This window comes from Gemmobacter caeruleus (assembly GCF_008271655.1).
In the GTDB taxonomy this organism is placed as follows: Bacteria; Pseudomonadota; Alphaproteobacteria; order Rhodobacterales; family Rhodobacteraceae; genus Gemmobacter; species Gemmobacter caeruleus.
Genome location: NZ_VKKX01000013.1, coordinates 1 through 19,681 on the forward strand (window position 1 = coordinate 1; position 19,681 = coordinate 19,681).

The 19,681-nt window shown below is 61.9% G+C and carries 14 protein-coding genes; 2 read left to right on the forward strand and 12 right to left on the reverse strand.

The features are described from left to right. Positions 1 to 204: 204 nt before the first annotated feature. The 9 genes from FOA17_RS06465 to FOA17_RS06505 form a co-directional block, all read right to left on the reverse strand. The gene (locus tag FOA17_RS06465) at positions 205 to 1,764 is read right to left on the reverse strand and encodes an argonaute/piwi family protein (RefSeq protein ID WP_149140678.1); all 1,560 of its coding nucleotides are present in this window, start codon (positions 1,762 to 1,764) and stop codon (positions 205 to 207) included. Beyond that, positions 1,761 to 3,140, reverse strand: coding sequence for a toll/interleukin-1 receptor domain-containing protein (locus FOA17_RS06470; RefSeq protein ID WP_162528185.1), 1,380 nt, complete (start codon positions 3,138 to 3,140; stop codon positions 1,761 to 1,763). The genes FOA17_RS06465 and FOA17_RS06470 overlap by 4 nt, the downstream gene beginning before the upstream one ends. A gap of 311 nt (positions 3,141 to 3,451) precedes the next feature. Beyond that, positions 3,452 to 6,814 carry a type ISP restriction/modification enzyme gene (locus tag FOA17_RS06475; RefSeq protein WP_149140680.1) on the reverse strand — a complete coding sequence of 1,121 codons (3,363 nt, stop codon included), beginning with the start codon at positions 6,812 to 6,814 and terminating at the stop codon, positions 3,452 to 3,454. Between the two features lie 96 nt (positions 6,815 to 6,910). After that, positions 6,911 to 7,204, reverse strand: a complete 294-nt coding sequence (locus tag FOA17_RS06480; RefSeq protein WP_149140681.1) for a WGR domain-containing protein — start codon at positions 7,202 to 7,204, stop codon at positions 6,911 to 6,913. 45 nt (positions 7,205 to 7,249) lie between these two features. Next, the gene (locus FOA17_RS06485) at positions 7,250 to 7,834 is read right to left on the reverse strand and encodes a hypothetical protein (RefSeq protein WP_149140682.1); all 585 of its coding nucleotides are present in this window, start codon (positions 7,832 to 7,834) and stop codon (positions 7,250 to 7,252) included. Between the two features lie 217 nt (positions 7,835 to 8,051). Then, a complete protein-coding gene (locus tag FOA17_RS06490) occupies positions 8,052 to 8,735 on the reverse strand; it encodes a hypothetical protein (RefSeq protein WP_149140683.1) in 684 nt (227 codons plus the stop codon). A 213-nt stretch (positions 8,736 to 8,948) separates the two neighbouring features. Next, positions 8,949 to 9,881, reverse strand: a complete 933-nt coding sequence (locus tag FOA17_RS06495; RefSeq protein WP_149140684.1) for a DUF2493 domain-containing protein — start codon at positions 9,879 to 9,881, stop codon at positions 8,949 to 8,951. A 370-nt stretch (positions 9,882 to 10,251) separates the two neighbouring features. Next, the gene (locus FOA17_RS06500; protein ID WP_149140685.1) at positions 10,252 to 11,283 is read right to left on the reverse strand and encodes a DUF7146 domain-containing protein; all 1,032 of its coding nucleotides are present in this window, start codon (positions 11,281 to 11,283) and stop codon (positions 10,252 to 10,254) included. Between the two features lie 3 nt (positions 11,284 to 11,286). Then, positions 11,287 to 15,648: a bifunctional class I SAM-dependent methyltransferase/DEAD/DEAH box helicase gene (locus FOA17_RS06505; RefSeq protein ID WP_149140686.1), complete on the reverse strand. Its 4,362-nt coding sequence runs from the start codon at positions 15,646 to 15,648 to the stop codon at positions 11,287 to 11,289. Between the two features lie 177 nt (positions 15,649 to 15,825). On the opposite strand from FOA17_RS06505, the gene FOA17_RS06510 reads away from it, so the two are divergent. After that, complete coding sequence (locus FOA17_RS06510; protein WP_149140687.1) at positions 15,826 to 16,122, forward strand: hypothetical protein; 297 nt, start codon at positions 15,826 to 15,828, stop codon at positions 16,120 to 16,122. Positions 16,123 to 16,229: 107 nt separating this feature from the next. On the opposite strand, the gene FOA17_RS06515 is transcribed toward FOA17_RS06510, so the two are convergent. From FOA17_RS06515 to FOA17_RS06525, 3 genes are all read right to left on the reverse strand, one after another. Next, positions 16,230 to 16,847 (reverse strand): GNAT family N-acetyltransferase, encoded by a 618-nt coding sequence (locus tag FOA17_RS06515; RefSeq protein ID WP_149140688.1) that lies wholly within the window; start codon positions 16,845 to 16,847, stop codon positions 16,230 to 16,232. After that, positions 16,848 to 17,156 (reverse strand): type II toxin-antitoxin system TacA family antitoxin, encoded by a 309-nt coding sequence (locus FOA17_RS06520; RefSeq protein ID WP_101923207.1) that lies wholly within the window; start codon positions 17,154 to 17,156, stop codon positions 16,848 to 16,850. A 90-nt stretch (positions 17,157 to 17,246) separates the two neighbouring features. Next, positions 17,247 to 17,897, reverse strand: a complete 651-nt coding sequence (locus tag FOA17_RS06525; RefSeq protein ID WP_149140690.1) for an antitoxin of toxin-antitoxin stability system — start codon at positions 17,895 to 17,897, stop codon at positions 17,247 to 17,249. Positions 17,898 to 18,009: 112 nt separating this feature from the next. On the opposite strand from FOA17_RS06525, the gene FOA17_RS06530 reads away from it, so the two are divergent. Then, positions 18,010 to 19,032, forward strand: coding sequence for an IS110 family RNA-guided transposase (locus FOA17_RS06530; protein WP_149140689.1), 1,023 nt, complete (start codon positions 18,010 to 18,012; stop codon positions 19,030 to 19,032). The last annotated feature ends 649 nt before the right edge of the window (positions 19,033 to 19,681 follow it).

Genomic DNA, 19,681 nt, shown 5'->3' on the forward strand with positions numbered 1-19,681 from the left:
GACGACGGCCTGTGTCCGAAACCGATAAAACCTGAATGCGGGGGGTGTCTTCGTGTGCGTCCATGAGGACGTCCGCTAACACGCAAAACACAAAACCAACCAGACGGCCCTCGGCGCAAGCTTACTACAAAAATGGCCTGAAACGGTTAGAGGTCAGCGAGACCAGAGCGGTAAATAGCTCGAACTGCCCCGCGATGCTTGCGCTCAGATGTAGAACTTGAACGGCTGTCTTTCAGCATCCTGAGCACTCCCCATGACCAGCACATCGCCGACCTTGTCGGCAAACCGGACCGTAACCGGGAGGGAATCGGCGAACGCGGCCGAGTTGTAGTTAATCTTTGTGAGTTTCAGAATGTCCGACAGAACGACCGCGATGGAAGGTATGTCGCCTGTCGATCTCAGGATAGTCACCGAGATCGGGTTGGGCGTCTCAGGACCCATGTAGGTGTCGAGACGCGGCGTATACCCCGATGTCCAGAGAAACGCGTCCCGCTCACCTAGTACAACGGCAGTCCCGCGAATACACGGGTAGTCACCATCTCGGAATAGCTTCATGTCCCCCGAAGTAGGCCGTATCCGTACACCGGTGATAGTCGTTCCCGACGGCGCAGCCTCGGCGAAGGCGTCCCATTCATCTGGGCTGAATTTCGTCTTGCCGTGAATGAACAGCTCCTTCGGATCCGCACCGAACTTGGTCCGGTACGTCTCGATGACCCGCTCAATGAGACCGCGGGCGGCGTCCTTTGAAAGGTGGAACTCCTTGCCCTCGGTATACCAGGGGCCGTTTGCCCCACGAAACACGACCCCGTCGCCCTCGCTCAGAAACATTTGCGCAGCACAGCAGGCATGGTGGTCGCGATGGTTTGGAATCAGCTTGAAAACGAATCCGACGTAGCAAACTCCCTCGCGCATGCCCGCCACCTTCCATGGTGGCCTAGACTGACTCTTGTAATAGAGCGCCGTCGCAAGATTCCAGGCGACCGTTGCCTGGTCCTGCGTACCCCTCTTAGGGCGCCCCATGCGGTCGAGATGCTTCTCAGGAGCGATCGTCGTTTCGCGGATGATCTGGCAAGGCTGTGCGTGAACTAGGAGCTTGGCCTTCATTTGGCGGTGAAAGTCAGGAACGTCGTCGAAAATGTCCTCTGCGCTAGTGTCGAGCAAGCCGTCGAATAGTGGCAGGATCTCCCTTCTCTTCGTCTTCCTGGCGAACTCGCCAGGGGTAAGATGCTGGGATTTTCGCCCACTTCCGGTCGATCGGCATCGCTCATGGACGATCTCCGGAACGACCATGAGCCAGACGTCGACGGCCGCTTCCTCGTTCCTGAGATGTCGGACCACTGCATCGACATATAGGTCGGCAGTTTTCGCCACAGCTTCGTGGTGATTTGCGATTGTAGTCGTGCGCTCGATATCTGCCAAATCGAGATTGTAGGTCACTAGTGCCTTCTCGTCGACTGTAATCGCGAAGGCCTCGCGAAGGCCCGGAAAGTCCGAAAGGTGAGGGCGGTCGGCCTTCTCGCGCTCACCAGCCACCGGTACCGAGATCCCGGCGTTCAGTCGTGCGAGCCACGACTTCAAGTCCTCGATCCCCGCTGCTGTGCCGACTACGCCGACGCGTACCACTGTACCGGCGACTGATACGCCCGCTGGCCCATAAAGGAAAAGACCGTCCTTAGGATGGTCGAGACGCTGACCGTGGCCGAACTCGAGGTCTGGCTCATCGATGAAAAGCGTTGTCAACGATACCTCGGGCAAGTCCGTCATGCTTCGTACTCCCCGAAGAATCCGTCGAGCGTCGAGATGTCCTTCTCCTCTGCGTCTTCGCCCAATTCGTGCAGTTGTCGAGCTGTTACGGGTACCGTGACTTGGATAGGCATGGCGTCAAGGACGATGTATGACCCACCTCCGGTCGGCAGGGTCACATAAGGACTCTCGCCCGCCATCAACTCCAAAATGGCCATCAACCTCCCGTGCCAGGCACGGTTGCGCCATGCACTGCAGACGCCTCGCCGCAAACGGTGCTGCGCGCGCGGATCGTCGATGACCGTACCCTTCTTCATTCCGTTGAGTTCGGAGAAGAGAACACGCGCTTTGAGGCGGTAGTGGGGGAATGGAAAGAGGTTGGGATAGGCTGTGACACCGAATTCCCAAAGCTTTTTGCGTGCAATGTTGCGGAGCACGGAAGAGCGTCGCTGTCCTTGCCGCCCCCAACGGATGCGCTTCCCAATCTCAATCTTGGCGTCACTTACAATCGCCGCGAATCCACTGGAAAAGGTGTGCTGAAGAAAGCCCTGCTTCCTACACTGCATTTCCCAAGCCAGCCGAAAGAGATTTACGAGGTGGCGACGGGCATCAATCGACCCAAGACTCGAAGCTGGGTGCCCGTTCTCGCAGAAGTCTGTATAGGCGACGGACCAGAGAGTTTCAAAGCGCCCGGTTGCCGGGAATGCAGCCTCGAAGTCTGAAGCTGTCGCAAAGGAGAGATATCCGCCGGCATGCTCGAGTACTGGAAAAGGCGACTCTTTCGCCAAGGCCGCGATCCGCTTCTCGCTCAGACTTCGAAGCGGCCTAACATGGTAAATCTCGTCGGGGACCGTCAGCACACGAAGCCAGTTCGAGGTAAGAACCTCCGGCTCTCGCCTTAACGCCACCGATTGGCGCCGCCGGTATGCCGCCCACCCATGCTGAATGGCTCGGGCTTCCGACCGGGGCACGTTCTCCTCTTCCAGAAACTCAAGGAGCCTCGTCAGACCGCCAGCCCAATTTCTTTCAAAATCAATGTATTGCAGACTTCCAATCCCGAATAACTTCTTGAAACGCCGCATCTTGAGAGGAACAATGAACCGCGGATCGTTTAGGGAGCGGGATAAGTCCTTCGCAATCTCAATCTCCTCCAGGACCCCTTCGCGAGCCAACGTCTCATCGCTGCAGCAAAGGAGCATCTTGACCGCCTCGTCTTGCAGAGTCCGAGTGATCTTCAACCGCCAACCGTCCCCAGGAGACAAGTCGAGGATGTCGGCGAAAACCTCATACCCATGGGCCTCGAGGCGAGGTGCCAGCCAACTTGCGAAGGCATCATCACCAGGAGTCGCCTTAGAAATGAACAGCTTGGTGCGCGGAAGGGCTGCTTTTTCGGTCATGAAACCAAGATAGCTGGAGGAGACCATCTTTGTAAGCGAGAGCACAGGTCCCCGCGCGACTGTTCCGCATGTTTGTCCATACTTTTGTGACCAAGATCACTGCTTGAAGACGTTCATGCCGTTCTCGTAATCCTTAGCGACCGAACTTCCGAACTAGTTCATGCGGTCAACGCATACACATTGTTTGTCGATCAGACAGTTGCAAAATTCAGCGCGGACTGCGGAGCCTCTCCACAGGGCACGCCAGGTGTGGAGCGTGTTCTCGATTCCACTCTATATCGCGCACGTCGACGAGAATAGCTGCGCTTCGTTCAGTCGAACAGTCCGGGTTGGGCCGCCGCCTTCGCCTTCTTGCCCTTGACCACCGGCGCCGATGCCAAGGCACCCGCGCCAGCCAACGATGCCTCGGTGAGCAATGGGCCCGCGCAGATTTCGCCCAGAAGAGTAGCCTGTGCGGGTTCTAATGCCACCAATCGACCAAGGACGTGCAACAGGTTCAGCAGGTCTTCGGTATACTCGGGCAACCAGTGATCGGGCTGGATCTTGTCCAGCGCTGATGGCGGCCGGCGGTCGCCGATGACCGGGCGGGTGCGGTCGGCCTTGCGATAGCTGAACCACTGGCGCAGGACGTTACGGCCGGAAACCTGATACTCGGCCACGGCGGTTGAGACGTTTTCGATGAACCCTTCCCCAACATGTAGCCGACCCGTCGAAGGGTCGTGGTGCATCGTGTCGGGCAAGGGGTTCGGCGCGCCGGGGATGGTGCCGCCGACCGGGATCGTCGGCCCCTGCCCCTTGGGCATCCGAGGGGGCGCCGCGGGGCGGCCAGACGCGGGGTCGGCAAAGCGTTCGCCATAGGTGTGCAGCCATATCACTTCGCGCCCCAGGGTGACGGCCCGGTCGAAAAGGGCGGCGTCTGCGGTAACCGGCACGCGCAAACCGGGGCGGATCAGGTCTTCCTTGAAGCGCGCCGTGAAGGCGGGATGCGCCAGAAGCGCCGCTATATAGGCCATGACGTCGGGCGCGGTGACGGGTTTGCCATAGGTGATGGACAGATTGCTAAGCAGCGCTTTCTTGACATTCGGGACAGATGAAGCCGCATCGCGCCAAAGCGGAAATGTGCGACCAGAAAAGGAGCCGCGGTAGTGGTCATGGTCTGGAATTAGGGACGTAAACGTGATGGCCGGTCCAGATTTCGGTGACGTTTTTTCCAAAGCAGTGAAGAAAAACTGCTGCGACGAGTAGTTGTTCCAAAGTTCGGGATTGGGCCTATTAAGCAGACGATTGTCTGGGATAATCCACTGCCGATCAAACGATCGGAATGCATAACGGGTCGGTGCAATAGGTTTTCCTGTTTCAACACCAACCGGTGATGACCGAAACTCGTGTCCGGCTAGACCTATTTTCGCCGGTTTGCTCAGCGTCTTGTCACCACCTTCGTGCGGATAAAAGAGCGCTTCCTTCACCTCAGGGATCTTCTCCCTTACCAATCTGGCCCAACGTGCGTTGAGCGTTGGGACGTCTGGCGCAATTACCCAAGTCCGTCCCGGCATCACGCCTGAGCCATCATACTCGAACAGTTTCTCGATTGCTGGAAATCCAGCCCATTCCGCTTTGGCTTCTGCCAGGAACGGTGCTCTCCAATCGCTTGGTCCGAGCTCCCAACCTAAGCTTGAAAGGGTGACAGTTTCGAGTTCGGCGAATTTGGCCTTACGAGGACCAGCAGCAAGCCTCCGTACATGCACCCGTGCAGGGGTGGAGCGGTCTTTGCCCATCTTGCGAGCCGCTAGCACAATGCAAACGGGATGCTGCACACCCTGAAAAATGCGTGTCGCAACCTCGGGCTGATGTCCTTCCGGTGAGCAGTCGATAACCCAGATATCGGAACAATCACGGCGCAGTTCCATCCGCATCTTCTCGAACCCGGGGCCGTTCAGGAAACCCGAGACGGTTATGTACGTGACAATGCCGCCTCGATCATCGGACGCTTGCCCGGTCGTCTCGAACAGGTCAGGCGCAAAAACCTTCCATGATGCCCAACGCCAGAAGAACACGTAAAGGTTCTTCAGATGTTTTGCGTGCGCGCCTAAGCCCCAAGCAAGCGGCAAGTCCCAATGCTTCATCGGCGCGGCGCGGCCATCACTGCCCCTTTCGACCCATCCTCCGCGACCCTTGGCCTTCTCCTTGTAAGGCGGGTTGCCGATGACGACGGTGATCGGCTCGTCCCGCTTGATGGCATTCGCCTCTTTCCGCGAATTGCCGATAGGGGCCAGCATGGTCGAGAACTGCGTCTGCGCTGCATACGGGTCGCCAAGTGTGTCGGTCACGAACAGGCGCGGCTGCGGCAGGTTGCCGCTTGACCCGCCACCGGTGGCCGAGACGCCCATCAGCGCACGCATTTCCGCCATCAGCCGCAACTGCGCCACGGCAAAGGGGCCGAACTGTAATTCGAACCCGATCAACCGATGCGCGGCTGCGCCCAAGGCCGGGCCAACAGCGCCTGCGCCCTGATCATCGGCCACCGTCTCGGCGATCTTGCGCAGCACACCGAGAAGGAAGGTGCCGGTGCCCGTCGCCGGATCGGCGATGGTGACATCCTTGGCGGCGAGGCCCTCATGGCGGCCAAACAGGGCGGGGTCACGCAAAGCTTCGTCCGTCAAGCGGACCATGGCCTGCACCACCTCGGGCGGAGTGTAGTAGCTGCCGGTCTTCTTGCGCAGGGCGTTGTCGTAGACCTCGAGGAAGTCTTCGTAGAAGTAGAGCCAGGCATCGGGCTTGCCCTTGGAGAGGGTGGGCCAATGCACCTCATGCAGCACACGGGTCAGAGTCGAGATTGCGGTGGACAGCGCCTTTTGCGTCTGCGGATCGTCCGTCAGCAGGCGCAGCGCGGTGCCGATCAGCGTGTTCGTGTCGCGCAGCGCGAGGGCGGCATGCGCGATCCCCTTGTCCAAGGGGATATCCTGTGCGCGCGCCATCAACAGACCAAAGGTGACGGCCTGCGCATAGCCATCGGCAAACTGCGCGTCATCGGCCTGCGGAAAGAGGAGCCCCCGCCATTCAGTGGCAAGATCGGTCAGGCTTTGGGTGCCGTTCTCCAGTTCTTCCAGCACCTCGTCGCGCAACAGACGACAGAGGCGCGCCGAAACCTCGGCCAGTTTGCGCGGGCTGTCGGGCGGGATGGGGCTCCAGCTCAAAAAGTCCGTCAGGAGAGTGACGAGCGTTTGGGGGGCGGTAAGCTTGGCACCCGCTGTGTCGAGATCACCGGAGAGATGAATGATCTGGCCGACGAGGGCGCCGTTCTGCCAGAGGCTGAAGGACTGCCCGTCGCTGTAAATGAGGTTCGGCAGGGACCTGAGCTTTTGCCACTGACGCTTGTCATGCGGGTCGGTGAACTTGCGCGGATCGGCCCCCTTGCCTGGGGCCTTTAGTTCGATGAAGCCGGTAAGTGCGTTGCGAACGGTGACGGCATAATCAGGTCTGGTCCCCAAAGCCGAAAGGGTGCTTTCGCCGACAAGCGTGACCCAGCCGGGCTGCTGGCCAGCGGCTTCTGCGAGCGCTGTGATCAGTTCCTCAAGCGGTGCACGGATGTTGTCCTCCGGAGCGCCCGTGATCGCAGGGCTCGAGAGCTTGGCCTTGGCGGTCGCGCCGTACTTTGAAATGATCTGGTCAAACATGAACTGCCCCGGCGTGCTTTTTTGCAACCCTAGCTGGAATGGCTGTCAAAACAAGGCATTGCTGACCCAAACCAGTGCCCCGGCGCTGTTGTCGGTTCAGACCTTTCTTGCTGGTGGGATCAGCGCGGGAGGAAGGCAATAACCCCGCCTCCGCTTGATCGCCGCCAATTTCATGAGTGCAGTGATCGCCTTGCCTTCGTCATCGTGCGTCTCGATCAAAACCTGGCCGCGATACCCGATCCGGCCCCACTCACGAATAAGGCAAGCGCCGCCAAAAAGGTCTCGCTGAACGCTTAAGCGGTAGAAGCGACGCATGTTGCAGGCCGGATCAATCCGTCTCAGATGAAGATCGGTCGGAAAGACTTCGAGCTGGACAGCTTGATCAAACATATAGTGATCCGGATTGCCGCACACACCGTATCAGGTAGCGCCCCCCTACTCCATCTCGATTTGCTGCACTGCCATTGCGCCCCTCTGACGTTTGGCCTTGGCACGATATCGGGCGATCTTGGTCGCCGCGATCAGAAGCGCCTCCTGATCGGGCGACCGGCCAGGAAAATTGTATAGCGCCTCCCCTTCGAAAAGAAGGTAGGCGGCGGCATCGTAGACTGTTGCAGCCCAGTCTTCGTCCTCATAGACGCCGATGCCCATCGAACCATGGTCGGCCATGATCTGTGTGCGCCAGCGTGGGGAACCGTCTGGACCGAGCGCCTTGATCACCCCTTTGTACTGGGAAGAGGTGTTCCGCTTTGACCGCCGATTGCGCATGACAGCTTGGCGACCAACCCGATGTTCAAGGTTCGAAACACGACAGTCGAACGTGATCTTGTTCTCGAACGAGATCTGCTTGAGGTCGTCATAGCTGCGATCCGGACACTGAAGCTTCATGACGTACCGCTGCAGGGAAATTCGGCGACCATCGATGTCCGCGACAGCATGGATGTGATCGCCGCGAGAAATCACCGCGTACCAACGATGGGCCCGTACCCGCCAGTCGAAGCGCTTGTCGACGATGGCCACAAGGTCACGGGACGTAGCGACCAAGGCGATAGACGCCGGGGCAAGGGATTGAATGAGCGCGTGTATCTCTGCTCTGGTTTTTTGAACTGGGCTTTGCATGGTCTTCTGAACCTCTAGATGCGGTTACGTCCACCGATCGCCAAACCTGGAAACGCCGCGGCGCAAGGTCTGGCACCCGCATTCCAACGGATGCCAGTCACTTTGGCCGATGGAAAAATCAGGCTGGGGCGTTTTCCGTTTCAGGCCGTTCCGACGTGGGGAACGGCTCACTGAACATGTCGAGGGGCGTGGCTCCGCAGTAGGGGCAATGCCACAAGTTCTGGGCCATCTGGGCTCCAGAAGACTCGCCATCGCAATGCAGGCAGTACCATTTGTCAGACCGTTCATGATTGAGCGGGTGCATCGCACGACCGTCAGCGTCCGGCTTCGTCGAGTTTCTCGGCCAGTCACGCGCGATTTCCGCTCGAACCTGCCTTGCTTTCCATTCGGCGATGGGAAGCGCCTTGGCTACAAAGGCCGGGTCTTGGATCGGGTTATTCTTAAAGCGCCGATCGGTGATCAACAACTGCGGTTTGCTGGAGGGCGCTTCTCGGATGTAGATACACCAGCCACGCCCCCTCATTCTTGTATCCCGCAGGACATCGTCAAGTTTATAGGGGTGCTGCCCGATGAACCCTTCGTCGGGGTAGCTTTCATCGCCGCGCAGAATCTCTTCAACCTTAGCAATGTCCTGAGCTGTCGGCTGCCAGCCCAACTTCGCCTTGCTGGCGAGCGCGTGCCAATGTGCAAAACCAATTGCCTGTGCGGCACGCTTTTGCACCTTATGAAGTTCCGCACCACTTGCCCGTGCACAGGCCTTTGAGATGCGCTTTAGATCCTTGAGGTAGTCGTGAGAAGTCATGATCCATTCCAATTCCCGGATCCGACTAGGTGCCCGCTACTAATCAGACCCGTTCGAAAAGGAACGGGGTGATGTGGATGAAGCACTGCTGAGCTTTGCATGGCGGACACACAGGCCTGTGCTGAAGGCCACGGCCAAAATGGGGGATAGGTCCTTTTGCGTCAAGTCCAGACACGTGCCTGAGGCGCAATCCGCCCGATGAGTGAAGGGGGCTCACGCCCCCTTCTCGAACTTCATGACCGGGATACCCAGCTTCTTAGCCTTGTCGGCAAGGTTCTCCTGGATGCCATTGCCTGGGAAGACGAGGACGCCCACGGGCAGCACATCCAGCATGGCGTCGTTGCGCTTGAAGGGCGCGGCCTTGGCGTGCTTGGTCCAGTCAGGCTTGAAAGCGACCTGCGTCACGCCCCTAGCCTCAGCCCATTTGGAGGCGATGAGTTCCGCGCCCTTCGGGCTGCCACCATGCAAGAGGACCATGTCGGGATGCTTGGTCCGGACCTGATCGAGCTTGCCCCAGATCAGGCGGTGGTCGTTGAAGTCGGTCCCACCGGTGAGGGCGACCTTGGGGCCTGCGGGCAGCATCACCTCGGTTTCCGCGCGGCGCTTGGCGGCCAGGAAGTCGCGGCTGTCGATCAGCGCGGCGGTCATGTGCTGGCGGTTCACCATCGAGCCAGTGCGGGGGCGCCAAGTCGATCCCGTGTGATGGACGAACTCGGTGGCAGCGTGATCGCGCATCATGTCCATGCAGTTCCGCCGTTCGATCAGCGTCAGGCCTTCGGCCGTCAGGCGCTCGAGCTCGTTCGCCTTCACCTCGGAGCCGTCCTGCTCGCGCTGGAGGCGGCGCTGCGCCTGTTCGTTCTCATCGAGCGACCGTTCGATCCGGGCCGTGGCGCGGTGGAAGAGGTTAACCTGGCCCCAGAGCACCTCTTCGAGGTCGGGTTCCATGCGGGTGTCTTCCAGGGTCGCGACGAGGGCGTCGAAGATGTCGGCGACGGCGACCGCAAGGCGCTGCCCATCGGGCATCGGGCGCGGATCGGGCTCGTCAAAGGGGCGGTAGCCATAGAGCTGCAGCTCGTCGAGCGCATGGGCGGTCTGGGATGCAGTGTGGACGGGTTCATACGCGTCGTCGTGGGTGTGGATCGTCATTGGTTTCTTGCCTCCGGGCATCAACTCGTCCGCGCGTCATCCCGCGCAGCCTTCATGGGCTGCAAAAGCCGTGGGAGGGGACGCCCCTTCACCCCCTTTCGGGGCCGGAACGCATGTGGAGGAGGACGGGGGGCGGCTGATTTGGCTCTCGCGATGCAAAGGCGGGGCTCGTCCCCGCCGGCGGAAATCAGTCGCCCCCCGTCCTTGAAGGGGCGGCACCTTTGACGGCCGCCTGCCCATCTCTTGAAGGCCGTGTGGGTGACGGGTGGATGAGATTGCCCGGGAAGAGGCAAAGCAACGGTACACAGCCATGACAGGGATCCGTGACCCCTGCCCCGCTGTCCCGTGACCGCCCCCTGCGCGACGCTGCTCAGCCTGTCAGGCGATGCCAATCCTCGGGCCCGATCTGCCCTGCCAGATGCTGGCGCAGCGCCTTCTTGCCGTTCGCTCGGAGATCATCGTTGAAATCCCCGAGCCGCGGCTCCACCACCCGAACGGCAATCCCGACCTCGGTTGCTCTGGCGCTCAACCTCTCTGCCGCGCGTTGCCCGGCGGGATCGCGGTCGATGGCAATGTAGAGGCGCTGCAAGCTCTCCGGCAGGAGGACGGCTCCCAGGTGACCTGATGAGAGTGCAGCCCAGACGGGAAGGCCGGGCACTGCCTCAACCAAGGACAGCATGGTCTCGATGCCTTCACCGACGACAAGGATTTCGTCATGTGGGGACAGCCTGACGGCATTGCCGAGGAGGTGACCCATGGCACGCCGCTGCGTCTCGACAGCCGCCTTCCCCTGTCCGTCAGGTGCCAGCCAGGTGCGATGCACACCCTGCACGGCCCCTGCCCCATCGGTAACCGCCGCGATCAGCGCCGGTCTAGCGATGCTTCGGGTCTGACCCTCATCCCGATGCCAGCACTTAGGGTGGAAGCGCAGGGCGCTCATCATGCTGCCTTGGGTGATGCCCCGGGAGCCGAGGTAGGTGTCGGCGAGTGTACCTGCGACCGGCACCGAGGCTGCGAACAGCCGCGCCGCTGCCGCCGGCGTGCCACCGGGGGCCTTGGACTTTCTTGGCACTAGCGCATCCGGGAGTACCGGCTGCGGACGGCCCAGATGCGCCCGTGCCTCGGCCAGAAGATCGGGAAAGCGGGAGATCCCAGTCCTCTCGCGGATGATGTCGAGAAGATCGCCATGCTCGCCCGTGGAGCCGTCCGTGAACTTGCCGGCCGCGCCTGGCCCGGAAGCAGGCCCGGTCAGGCGCACGAAGAGCGAGCGGCCAGGGTTGTTCTGCAGGTCGCCCACGATCCAGTAGGAGCCTTCCCGCCGTCCAGCGGGAAGGTAGGCGCGACAGACGCTCTCTGCATTCTCTGCCAAAGCGCGGATCACATCTTCGGTCTCGGAATACATGGCTCAACAACCACCGCGTGCATGTAGGCCCGTCACAGGACAACGTGCAAGCAGACGATCCAGCACTTTGACCCCGCTTGCGTCCGTGGGGGCGAACAGACGCAGCTTCCAACTGATGATCTCCGAGAAGAAGCCATCGGCCTTGAGCCGGTCCTTCTGGGCTTCGGTGAACCCGGACAGTTCGATCCGGTTCACGCCCATGACTCGTGATCGATGCAACTCCATCCCTTCGGCCAATCGCACGACGGTCTTGCCCTCGAGAACGAGGGCATGAGCTTGCGCCGCAGTCAGTTGCGGCGCGTCGCTTGCGAGCGTGGTCGCGACCCATGCCGGGGAAACCCGGCGGCCGATGATGCGCTGGCCATCGTCGGTTTGCAGCCGGTAGACGCGGGTTTCGTCCTGGGGAAGCTGCTTCCAGATCGGCAGCAAGAGCCCCGCCACGATATGCAGGGTGGACTCGCTGAACTCCGGCACCTCGGCCAGTTCCGCGGTCCAGGCGGTGGCGAAGGCCGCGCGGTCGGCCTCGAGCCAATGGGTGTCCTCCATCATCCTAGCCGGCACCGTGCTGGCCTCCGTTGGCCGGATCAGACGAAGGCGGGGCTCGATAGTGCCGTCATCCAGCATCAGGCTGGTGGCGGGCACCTGCACTGCGGCCCGACCTGAGCGGCTGTTGACCAAAAGCCGCGCCTTGGGGTCATCCAGCCAGTCGAGCGCATCCGCGAGCGAGGTCGGTGCGTTGCGCCGCTTTTCCGCGATGGTCAGAAGCTGGGTTTCTGCGCTGGAGCCGGGATGCGTGTAGATCACCCGCGCATCCGTGACGCGGAAGCTTTCTGCGCGCAACGTCTCTAGCCCGAGGTCATAGACCCCGGCGGCGATAGCACCCTCGATCCTCTGGTCGAGCAATTCCTCGAAGGCCGAGAACAGCACGGCCTGCATGTCGATCGTCAGCGCGAGCAGGCGATTGAGGAAGGTCGTGATCGGCGGCAGGTCGTCCTTCAGACCGTTGTCATCGGTCAGGCTCAGACCGGTGGCATCCTCGAAAGCCCCGAGCGAGCAGCCAGCCACATCGCCGCGATAGATGCGGCGGTAGAGTTGGCGCAGGGCATCGCGAGCGTAAGGCGACTCGAGGTTGTCCTCGGGGCGGAACAGCCCCTGTCCGCCGGTCTGGCGCTGGCCCCGCGTGATGGCCCCCAGCGTGTCGAGGCGGCGCGCGATGGTCGAAAGGAACCGCTTCTCTGCCTTCACATCCGTCGCCACCGGCCGAAAGAGCGGCGGCTGCGCCTGATTGGTGCGGTTGGTTCGGCCGAGGCCCTGGATGGCCGCGTCCGCCTTCCAGCCCGGTTCCAAGAGGTAATGCACCCGCAAACGCTGGTTCTTTGCCCCAAGATCGGCATGGTAGCTCCGACCCGTGCCGCCGGCATCCGAGAAGATCAGGATGCGCTTCTGATCATCCATGAAGGCGGAGGTTTCCGCGAGGTTGGCCGAGCCAGCCCGGCTTTCCACGACGAGGCACGCGGCAGCGCCCTCGCCCTTCCTGACAATCCTGCGCGACCGGCCCGTAACTTCGGCCACGAGGTCGGTACCGAAGCGCTGGACGATCTGATCGAGCGCCCCCGGAACGGGCGGCAGAGAGGCCAGCTTCTCAATCAGCGCATCACGCCTGCGGGCGGCCTCGCGGCACTCGACTGGTTGGCCGTCGCGTACCACGGGCCGCGAGGACAGGTTGCCCTCGCTGTCGGTGAAGGGCTCGTAGAGCTGCACCGGGAAGGAATGGGCGAGATAGTCCAGGACGTATTCCCGCGGGGTGATGTCGACGCGGATGTCGTTCCACTCCTCGGTTGGAATCTCCGACAGGCGGCGCTCCATCAGCGCCTCGCCCGTCGAGACGATCTGAATGACGGCCGCATGGCCCGCGGCGAGATCGGCCTCAATGGCCGCTATCAGGGTGGGGGTTTTCATCGAGGTCAGCAGATGGCCGAAGAAGCGCTGCTTGGCCGACTCGAAGGCCGAGCGCGCTGCGGATTTGGCCTGCCGGTTCAGCGTGCCAGTCTCACCCGTGATATTGGCCGCCTCCATCGCAGCGGCGAGGTTGTTGTGGATGATGGCGAAGGCCCCGGCATAGGCATCGTAGATGCCGCGCTGCTCGGGGCTGAGCGCATGCTCCAGCATTTCGTATTCGACGCCGTCGTAGGAGAGCGAGCGGGCGGTATAGAGGCCCAAGGACCGCAGGTCGCGGGCAAGGACCTCCATCGCGGCGACTCCGCCGGCCTCGATGGCCTGCACAAACTCGGCACGGGTTGCGAAGGGGAAATCTTCGCCGCCCCAGAGGCCGAGCCGCTGCGCATAGGCGAGATTGTGGACCGTCGTGGCTCCCGTGGCCGAGACATAGACCACGCGGGCATTGGGCAGCTTGTGCTGCAGGCGCAGTCCCGCCCTGCCCTGCTGCGAAGCTTCCGTGTCGCCACGCTCGCCCTTGGATCCGGCGGCATTGGCCATGGCATGGCTTTCATCGAACAGGATCACCCCGTCGAAATCTGCGCCCAGCCAGTCGACGATCTGGTCGACGCGGGATTTCTTGGCCCCGCGCTCTTCGGAGCGCAGGGTGGCGTAGGTGGTGAAGAGGATGCCCTCAGAAAGCGGGATGTCGCGGCCTTGGGCGAAGCGCGACAGGGGCGTGACGAGCAACCGCTCTCGGCCGAGCGCAGACCAGTCGCGCTGCGCGTCCTCGAGAAGCTTGTCGCTCTTCGAGATCCAGAGCGCCTTGCGACGGCCCTGGCACCAGTTGTCGAGCAGGATCCCGGCCGACTGGCGGCCCTTGCCCGCCCCGGTGCCGTCGCCAAGGAAGAAGCCGCGGCGAAAGCGGACAGCGTCCGCGGCCTCGTCGGGCGCAGCGGAGACTATGTCGCCGGTCACATCGACGGTCCAAGACCCCGCGAGATACGCGGAATGCGCCTCGCCCGCGTAGATGACGGTCTCAAGCTGCGCGTCGGACAGCATGCCGTCGCGTAGCACGGCGGCGGGCAGTTTGGGACGATAGGAGGGTTTGGGGGGCGCAACGGACGCCATAGCCGCCGACTGCACCAGCTTGGTCGGATGCGCTTCCGCGCCGGGGATGTCGATGGCCTGCATGCGGAAGGTCTCGTAGATCGCGTCTGAAATGCGCGCGGAGCCGAGGTCGTCCTCCGTCTCGCGCAGGGTGTAGCCGAGGTCTTCGGCATCCGGCGTGGTGACATGCACATCCATCTTGGCCGCTGCCGTCGACCCCAAGGGTCGAGCGGTGAGGCCGGAGGAACGGCCGGGAATTCCCCGGAAAGGGGAAGTGGTCGGGGAGCACGCGACTGCGCCCGCATCCATCTCGAGGCGTGGCGGGACCTCTGCTACGATCCGGGCGAGGAGCTGCGGCGCATCGACGGACATCGGCCGAGCCAGATCGGCGGTGATGCCGCCCGCCTCGCCACCACGACATTTGTCGAAGACCGAAATCCGCGTCTCGAAGCTGGTGCCGTGTTTGGCATAGGCCGCACCCGACACAGCGCCGGTGAAGACCAGATGCGCGCGCTCGGTGAGACGGCTGAACGTCTCGGCCCAGGCGGGCGCATCCGGTGCGAAACCGGCCCCTGTGATAGCGACCAGCCGACCACCGGGGGCCAGCCGGGCAAGCGCCGAGCGCAGATGGCGCGCTGTCGCCTCGGTCGTCCGACCATCGACATTGGCCACGGCAGAGAATGGCGGGTTCATCAGGATGACGCTCGGACGAACGCCCGCGTCCAAATGGTCGTCGATTTGCGCGGCGTCGAAGGTAGTGACGGGACGCCCCGGGAAAAGGTGACGCAGAAGGTCGGCGCGGGTCTCGGCGAGTTCGTTCAGCGCGAGACTGCCTCCCGCGATCTCCGCGAGGATCGCCAAAAGCCCGGTCCCGGCCGAAGGCTCGAGGACGAGGTCACGGGGCGTGATCTGCGCTGCCGCCATTGCAGCCAGTCCCATGGGCAGCGGCGTCGAGAATTGCTGGAAGCGCTCCATTTCCTCCGATCGCCGGGTGTGCGTGGGCAAGAGGCCCGCCACTTTGGCGAGGATCGGCAGCAGGGCAGCGGGCGAGCCGGAACGGGCGAGCAGCGCACGGCCGAACTTCCGCAGGAAGAGGACCAGCGCCACCTCGCCCGCCTCATAAGCGAGCTTCCAGTCCCAAGCGCCATCGGCATCGGAACCGCCAAAGGCGCGCTCCATTTCGAGGCGCAGACGCAGCGCGTCGATCTGGAACCCCTGCGCGAGGTCGGGCTGCAGCGCCTCGGCCACTGTGAGGATCGCGGGCGCGGGATCAACGGACGGGACAGGGACGGGAAGCACAACGGGCGCGAGATAGGTCATCGGGAAGCTCCGGAATGAGGGACAGGATCAGCCCCGGACACCCTCTCTCGGGCACCCTCAGGCCTGATCCTCCCCGGCCCCTCTCTCCCTCTCGAACCGGTGCGTTGCGGACGCTTGGCTTGATTTTGTTCCTGTAATGTTCTATATTGAACACCAAGCCAAAAAGGGAGTTTCCCGATGGACAGCACCACATACGCCTTGCCCGCGACGCCCAAGCAGATCGCCTATGCGCGGACGCTCGCCCTGCGCAACCAGACCCTCCTGCCCTGGGAAGTTCAGCAGGACCGCCGGTCGCTCAGCGGCTGGATCGAGGCGCAGGCCCAGCTGAAACCGGTATCTGACATGGACCGGCTGCCCACGTCGAAGCAGGTGGCCTTCGCGGAGAAACTCGCCCGGATCAAACGGCGCGCCGTCCCGGAGGAATGCTTCCGCGACAAGGGGCTCATGTCGAAGTGGATCGACGGGAACAAGTGATCCCGACACCGGCTGGCTCCGGCCCTCCGGAGCGTCTGCCATACCATGGCTTGGCAACCGAAGCTCAATTGCCAACCTATAGGTTGGCAGGTGCGACCTTCAGGACTTCAACCTCGGTCAAACTCCTGTCCGAGCCGCGCCAGATCCGCGAGTGCGGCATCTTTTTTCTGCATGTCGTCCTCTTCAGCGATCAGCTTGCGAACTGTGCTGACGGACAGGAACATTCTGAGCAGGTTCGAAGGCAACGGCTCAAACCCGTAGCTCTCGTAAAGCGCCTTGCGGCGCGCAACGCGGTCTGGATCGCCGCAGTCGAGCACATCGAGCATGACGACGGCGACGCCAATGGCGTCGGCCGCAACGGCAATGCGCCGTAGGGCGTCGACCAAAAGATCGCCGCCAAACCCGGCACCGCTGAACTTCCGATCCCGCCCGATCATCGAGATATAGGCGGCAGGAATGTTGCCATGCGAAGGCCGGGTCCGCGCGAACTTCGCAGGCAGATCCGTGAACTGAACGGCGTGCGCGTTCAGGGCATAGAAGCCGATAACCGTCCCGTCAGGGTCGACCATCACATAGAGGCGGACATTGTCCGCCTTGGCGAGCTTGTTCGCGGTCTTCTGGAAATATTTGTCGACTTGCTCGACCCCGCAAGAAAAAGCCGCCCGATCATGCTTCGAAGGATCGAACGGCTCGATGGTGTAGGCGGCCGGTTGTGACGTGGCCATTTACTTCGACACAACCGTGTCGCTGTGTCGACGGAAGGCCGCGCGCAGGGCATCGGTCGGCGCAGCTGGTGCATCGAGCGCCGCGAAGAACGCCTCATGATCGACCGGCTGCAGCACGGTGCGTTCATGCGCTGCGATCGTTGCAAGTGCGGCCTGGTAAGCGGCATTCATCGTGAAGACGGAATCGTCGACACCGGACAGGGCCGCCGCCTGTTGGATGGCAGTCTTGATGCGCGGCTTCGTCCGGAAATTCATCCGGGCCTCGTTGCGCTCGTCGATTGCGCGCGTGGTATCGTGGAAACCGAGCATGGTCGCCTCCTGTAATGTCTTGTCGATATGTACGCCAGATCGACGTACGTTTCAAGTATGCGGTTTGGAAAGTTCTTCGAAGGGTGCGCCTCACCCGAACCGCCGCCCGGCTTCGGTGAAGGTGTACTCATTGACGATGATCCCCTCCTCGATGGCCTCGTCCGAGGTGAGGTGGTCGTATTCAGCCTCAAGTTGGCGGTAGAGCCATCGTGCCAGATCACGCAGCGCCTCGGTCACCGTCTCCTCGGCGTCCTCGGTCGGCGGCTGCCAGGTCGGGCTGTCGCGCGTGGCGTCCACCGACATGGTGTATTCGTGGTAGTAGCGGCCCCGATGGCTGACCTCAGCGGCAAGCTGGTAGAAATTCCGCCGCTGGATGGCCTGCAGCCGGTCGGCGATGCCATGGAGCGTCGCATCGGTCGGGGCGTAGTCCCGAATGCGCGCGGCCGCGCCCTTGGCGTGAGACCAGTAGCCCTCGAAGCAAGCACCGTCGCCCTGGCTCCAGAAGCCGGAGAACCAGATGCAGGGCTTGGCCCGCGTCCCGCCGCCCATAAGGCGGACGGGTGTAGTCTTCAGGCGGATGCCGAGGATTTCGCAAACCCGCTGGAAATCGTCATAGACCGCGTCCCACCAATCGTCGTGGGGGCCAAGCTCGCGATACCAGCTCCGCGCCTTTTCCTTGGCGGCATCCGAGAGTTCGGGGAACTGGTAGACAGTGGTGCAGATGATCTCAGATGCCGTAATGGGGCGGGCGCCCGGCGCTGAAGCTGCTTTCGAACTTTTCCCGCTAGGAAACTCGGGCACTTCGTCGCTTGATTCAAGCTGCCTGTCGTTTTGATCAAGAGGGGAGTGACCTATGGGCGTTTTCGTTGGCATCGACGTATCTCTCGAGAATTGTGCGGTTTGCGCCGTGGACGAACACGGCAAGCTTGTGAAGGAAACGAAAGTCGCAAGTGACCCCGGAGCATTGGACGCCTGCATCAAGGGCATTCCGGGAGTGGTAGAGGCGATCGGTATCGAAGCCGGGCCCTTGTCCCAGTGGCTTCATAAGTCTTTGACCGACCTTGGACTGCCAGTGGTGCTCATGGAGACACGGCAGGTGAAAGCCGCCTTGAATGCGGCGCCGGTAAAGACCGATCGCCGCGATGCTGCTGGCCTGGCACGTTTGCTGCAAATGGGCTGGTTCCGGCCGGTCCATTGCAAGTCGCTTTCCGCACAGGAGCTGAGGGTGCTTCTCGGTGCGCGCCGATCCGTGCAAGACGCCGCTATCAACATCGAGATGTCTATTCGGGGCATGCTGCGCAATTTCGGACTTCGACTTGGTCGGATCGGCAAAGTCAGCTTTGAAGACCGGGTTCGCGAATTGACCGAAGGCAACAAGCTCATCCAGCTTTCAATCGAACCGATGCTCAGGGCTCGGGCTGCGTTGCGCAGCGAGCTTGTGCGCCTAGAACGTATGGCACGGGACATCACGCGCGAGGATCCGGTTTGCCGCTTGATGATGACGATGCCCGGTATTGGTCCGGTCGTCGCATTGACAGTCCGGTCAACCATCGATGACCCCGGCAGGTTTCGGCGGTCGAAAGATGTTGGCCCATCAATCGGATTGACACCTCGTCGCTACCAATCCGGAGAGACGGATATCATCGGCGGTGTCACCAAAGCTGGCGACCTAGACATGAGGACCGCGCTCTATCAAGCTGCCACGGTGGTGATCCACCGCTCCAAGAAGCAGACTTGGTTGCGCGCCTGGGCGGAGCGGGTCGTTCGTCGGCGTGGGGCGAAACGGGCGGCGGTCGCTCTGGCACGTAGGATGGGTGTAATTCTGCATCGGATGTGGGTCGACAATACCGAATTCCAAGCTGCTAGGCAGGTTTAATGCAAGCCAGCCTAGCCGCCGCGAAATGAAAGAAACAATCCGGCCGTCCTGAGAACCGGCCATCGAGGTCCTCACCAGGACGCGGTTTCCGAAGACGCCGCTCGATGCCTTGTCGCCGGAGCTTCTGCTCCGAGCACGTATTTCAGATAGGCGCGCGGAAACCGCAACGAACCAGCATCAAGTTGGCGACCACTGCGTCGACCACGGACAGAAGCGCGAACCGGTGTAGGAAAGCAACCGATGGAATGGTGTCGGACACGCCGGAAGGGGGGTGTCAGCCAATATCTGACCATTCAAGTCTACATGCGCTCGAAACGCTTAGGTTCGGGTGTGTGTTCGTTTGCAAATTACCTATTGACCGAAGAGGCCCCATTACAGAAGGCATCGACGTCCTCCCCGCTCAGCGCAGCGGCCAGCCATTCCTGGCTGCTGGTCCAGCCGACGGATTTGCGTGCGCCGAGATCGATGACATGCGCGCCGCCACCGAAGGCATCGAGGCGCGGTCGGGAGCAGGTGAGGGCATATTATGCCGGGATCAGGATTATGCCGCATGGCCCTCCAGTCGACGAGAAGCATCGACTTGGCATACTGCCAGACCAGCCAAAGATTATTAGGTGCGGCTGACCGGCTTCATGGTCCTGAACCCTCA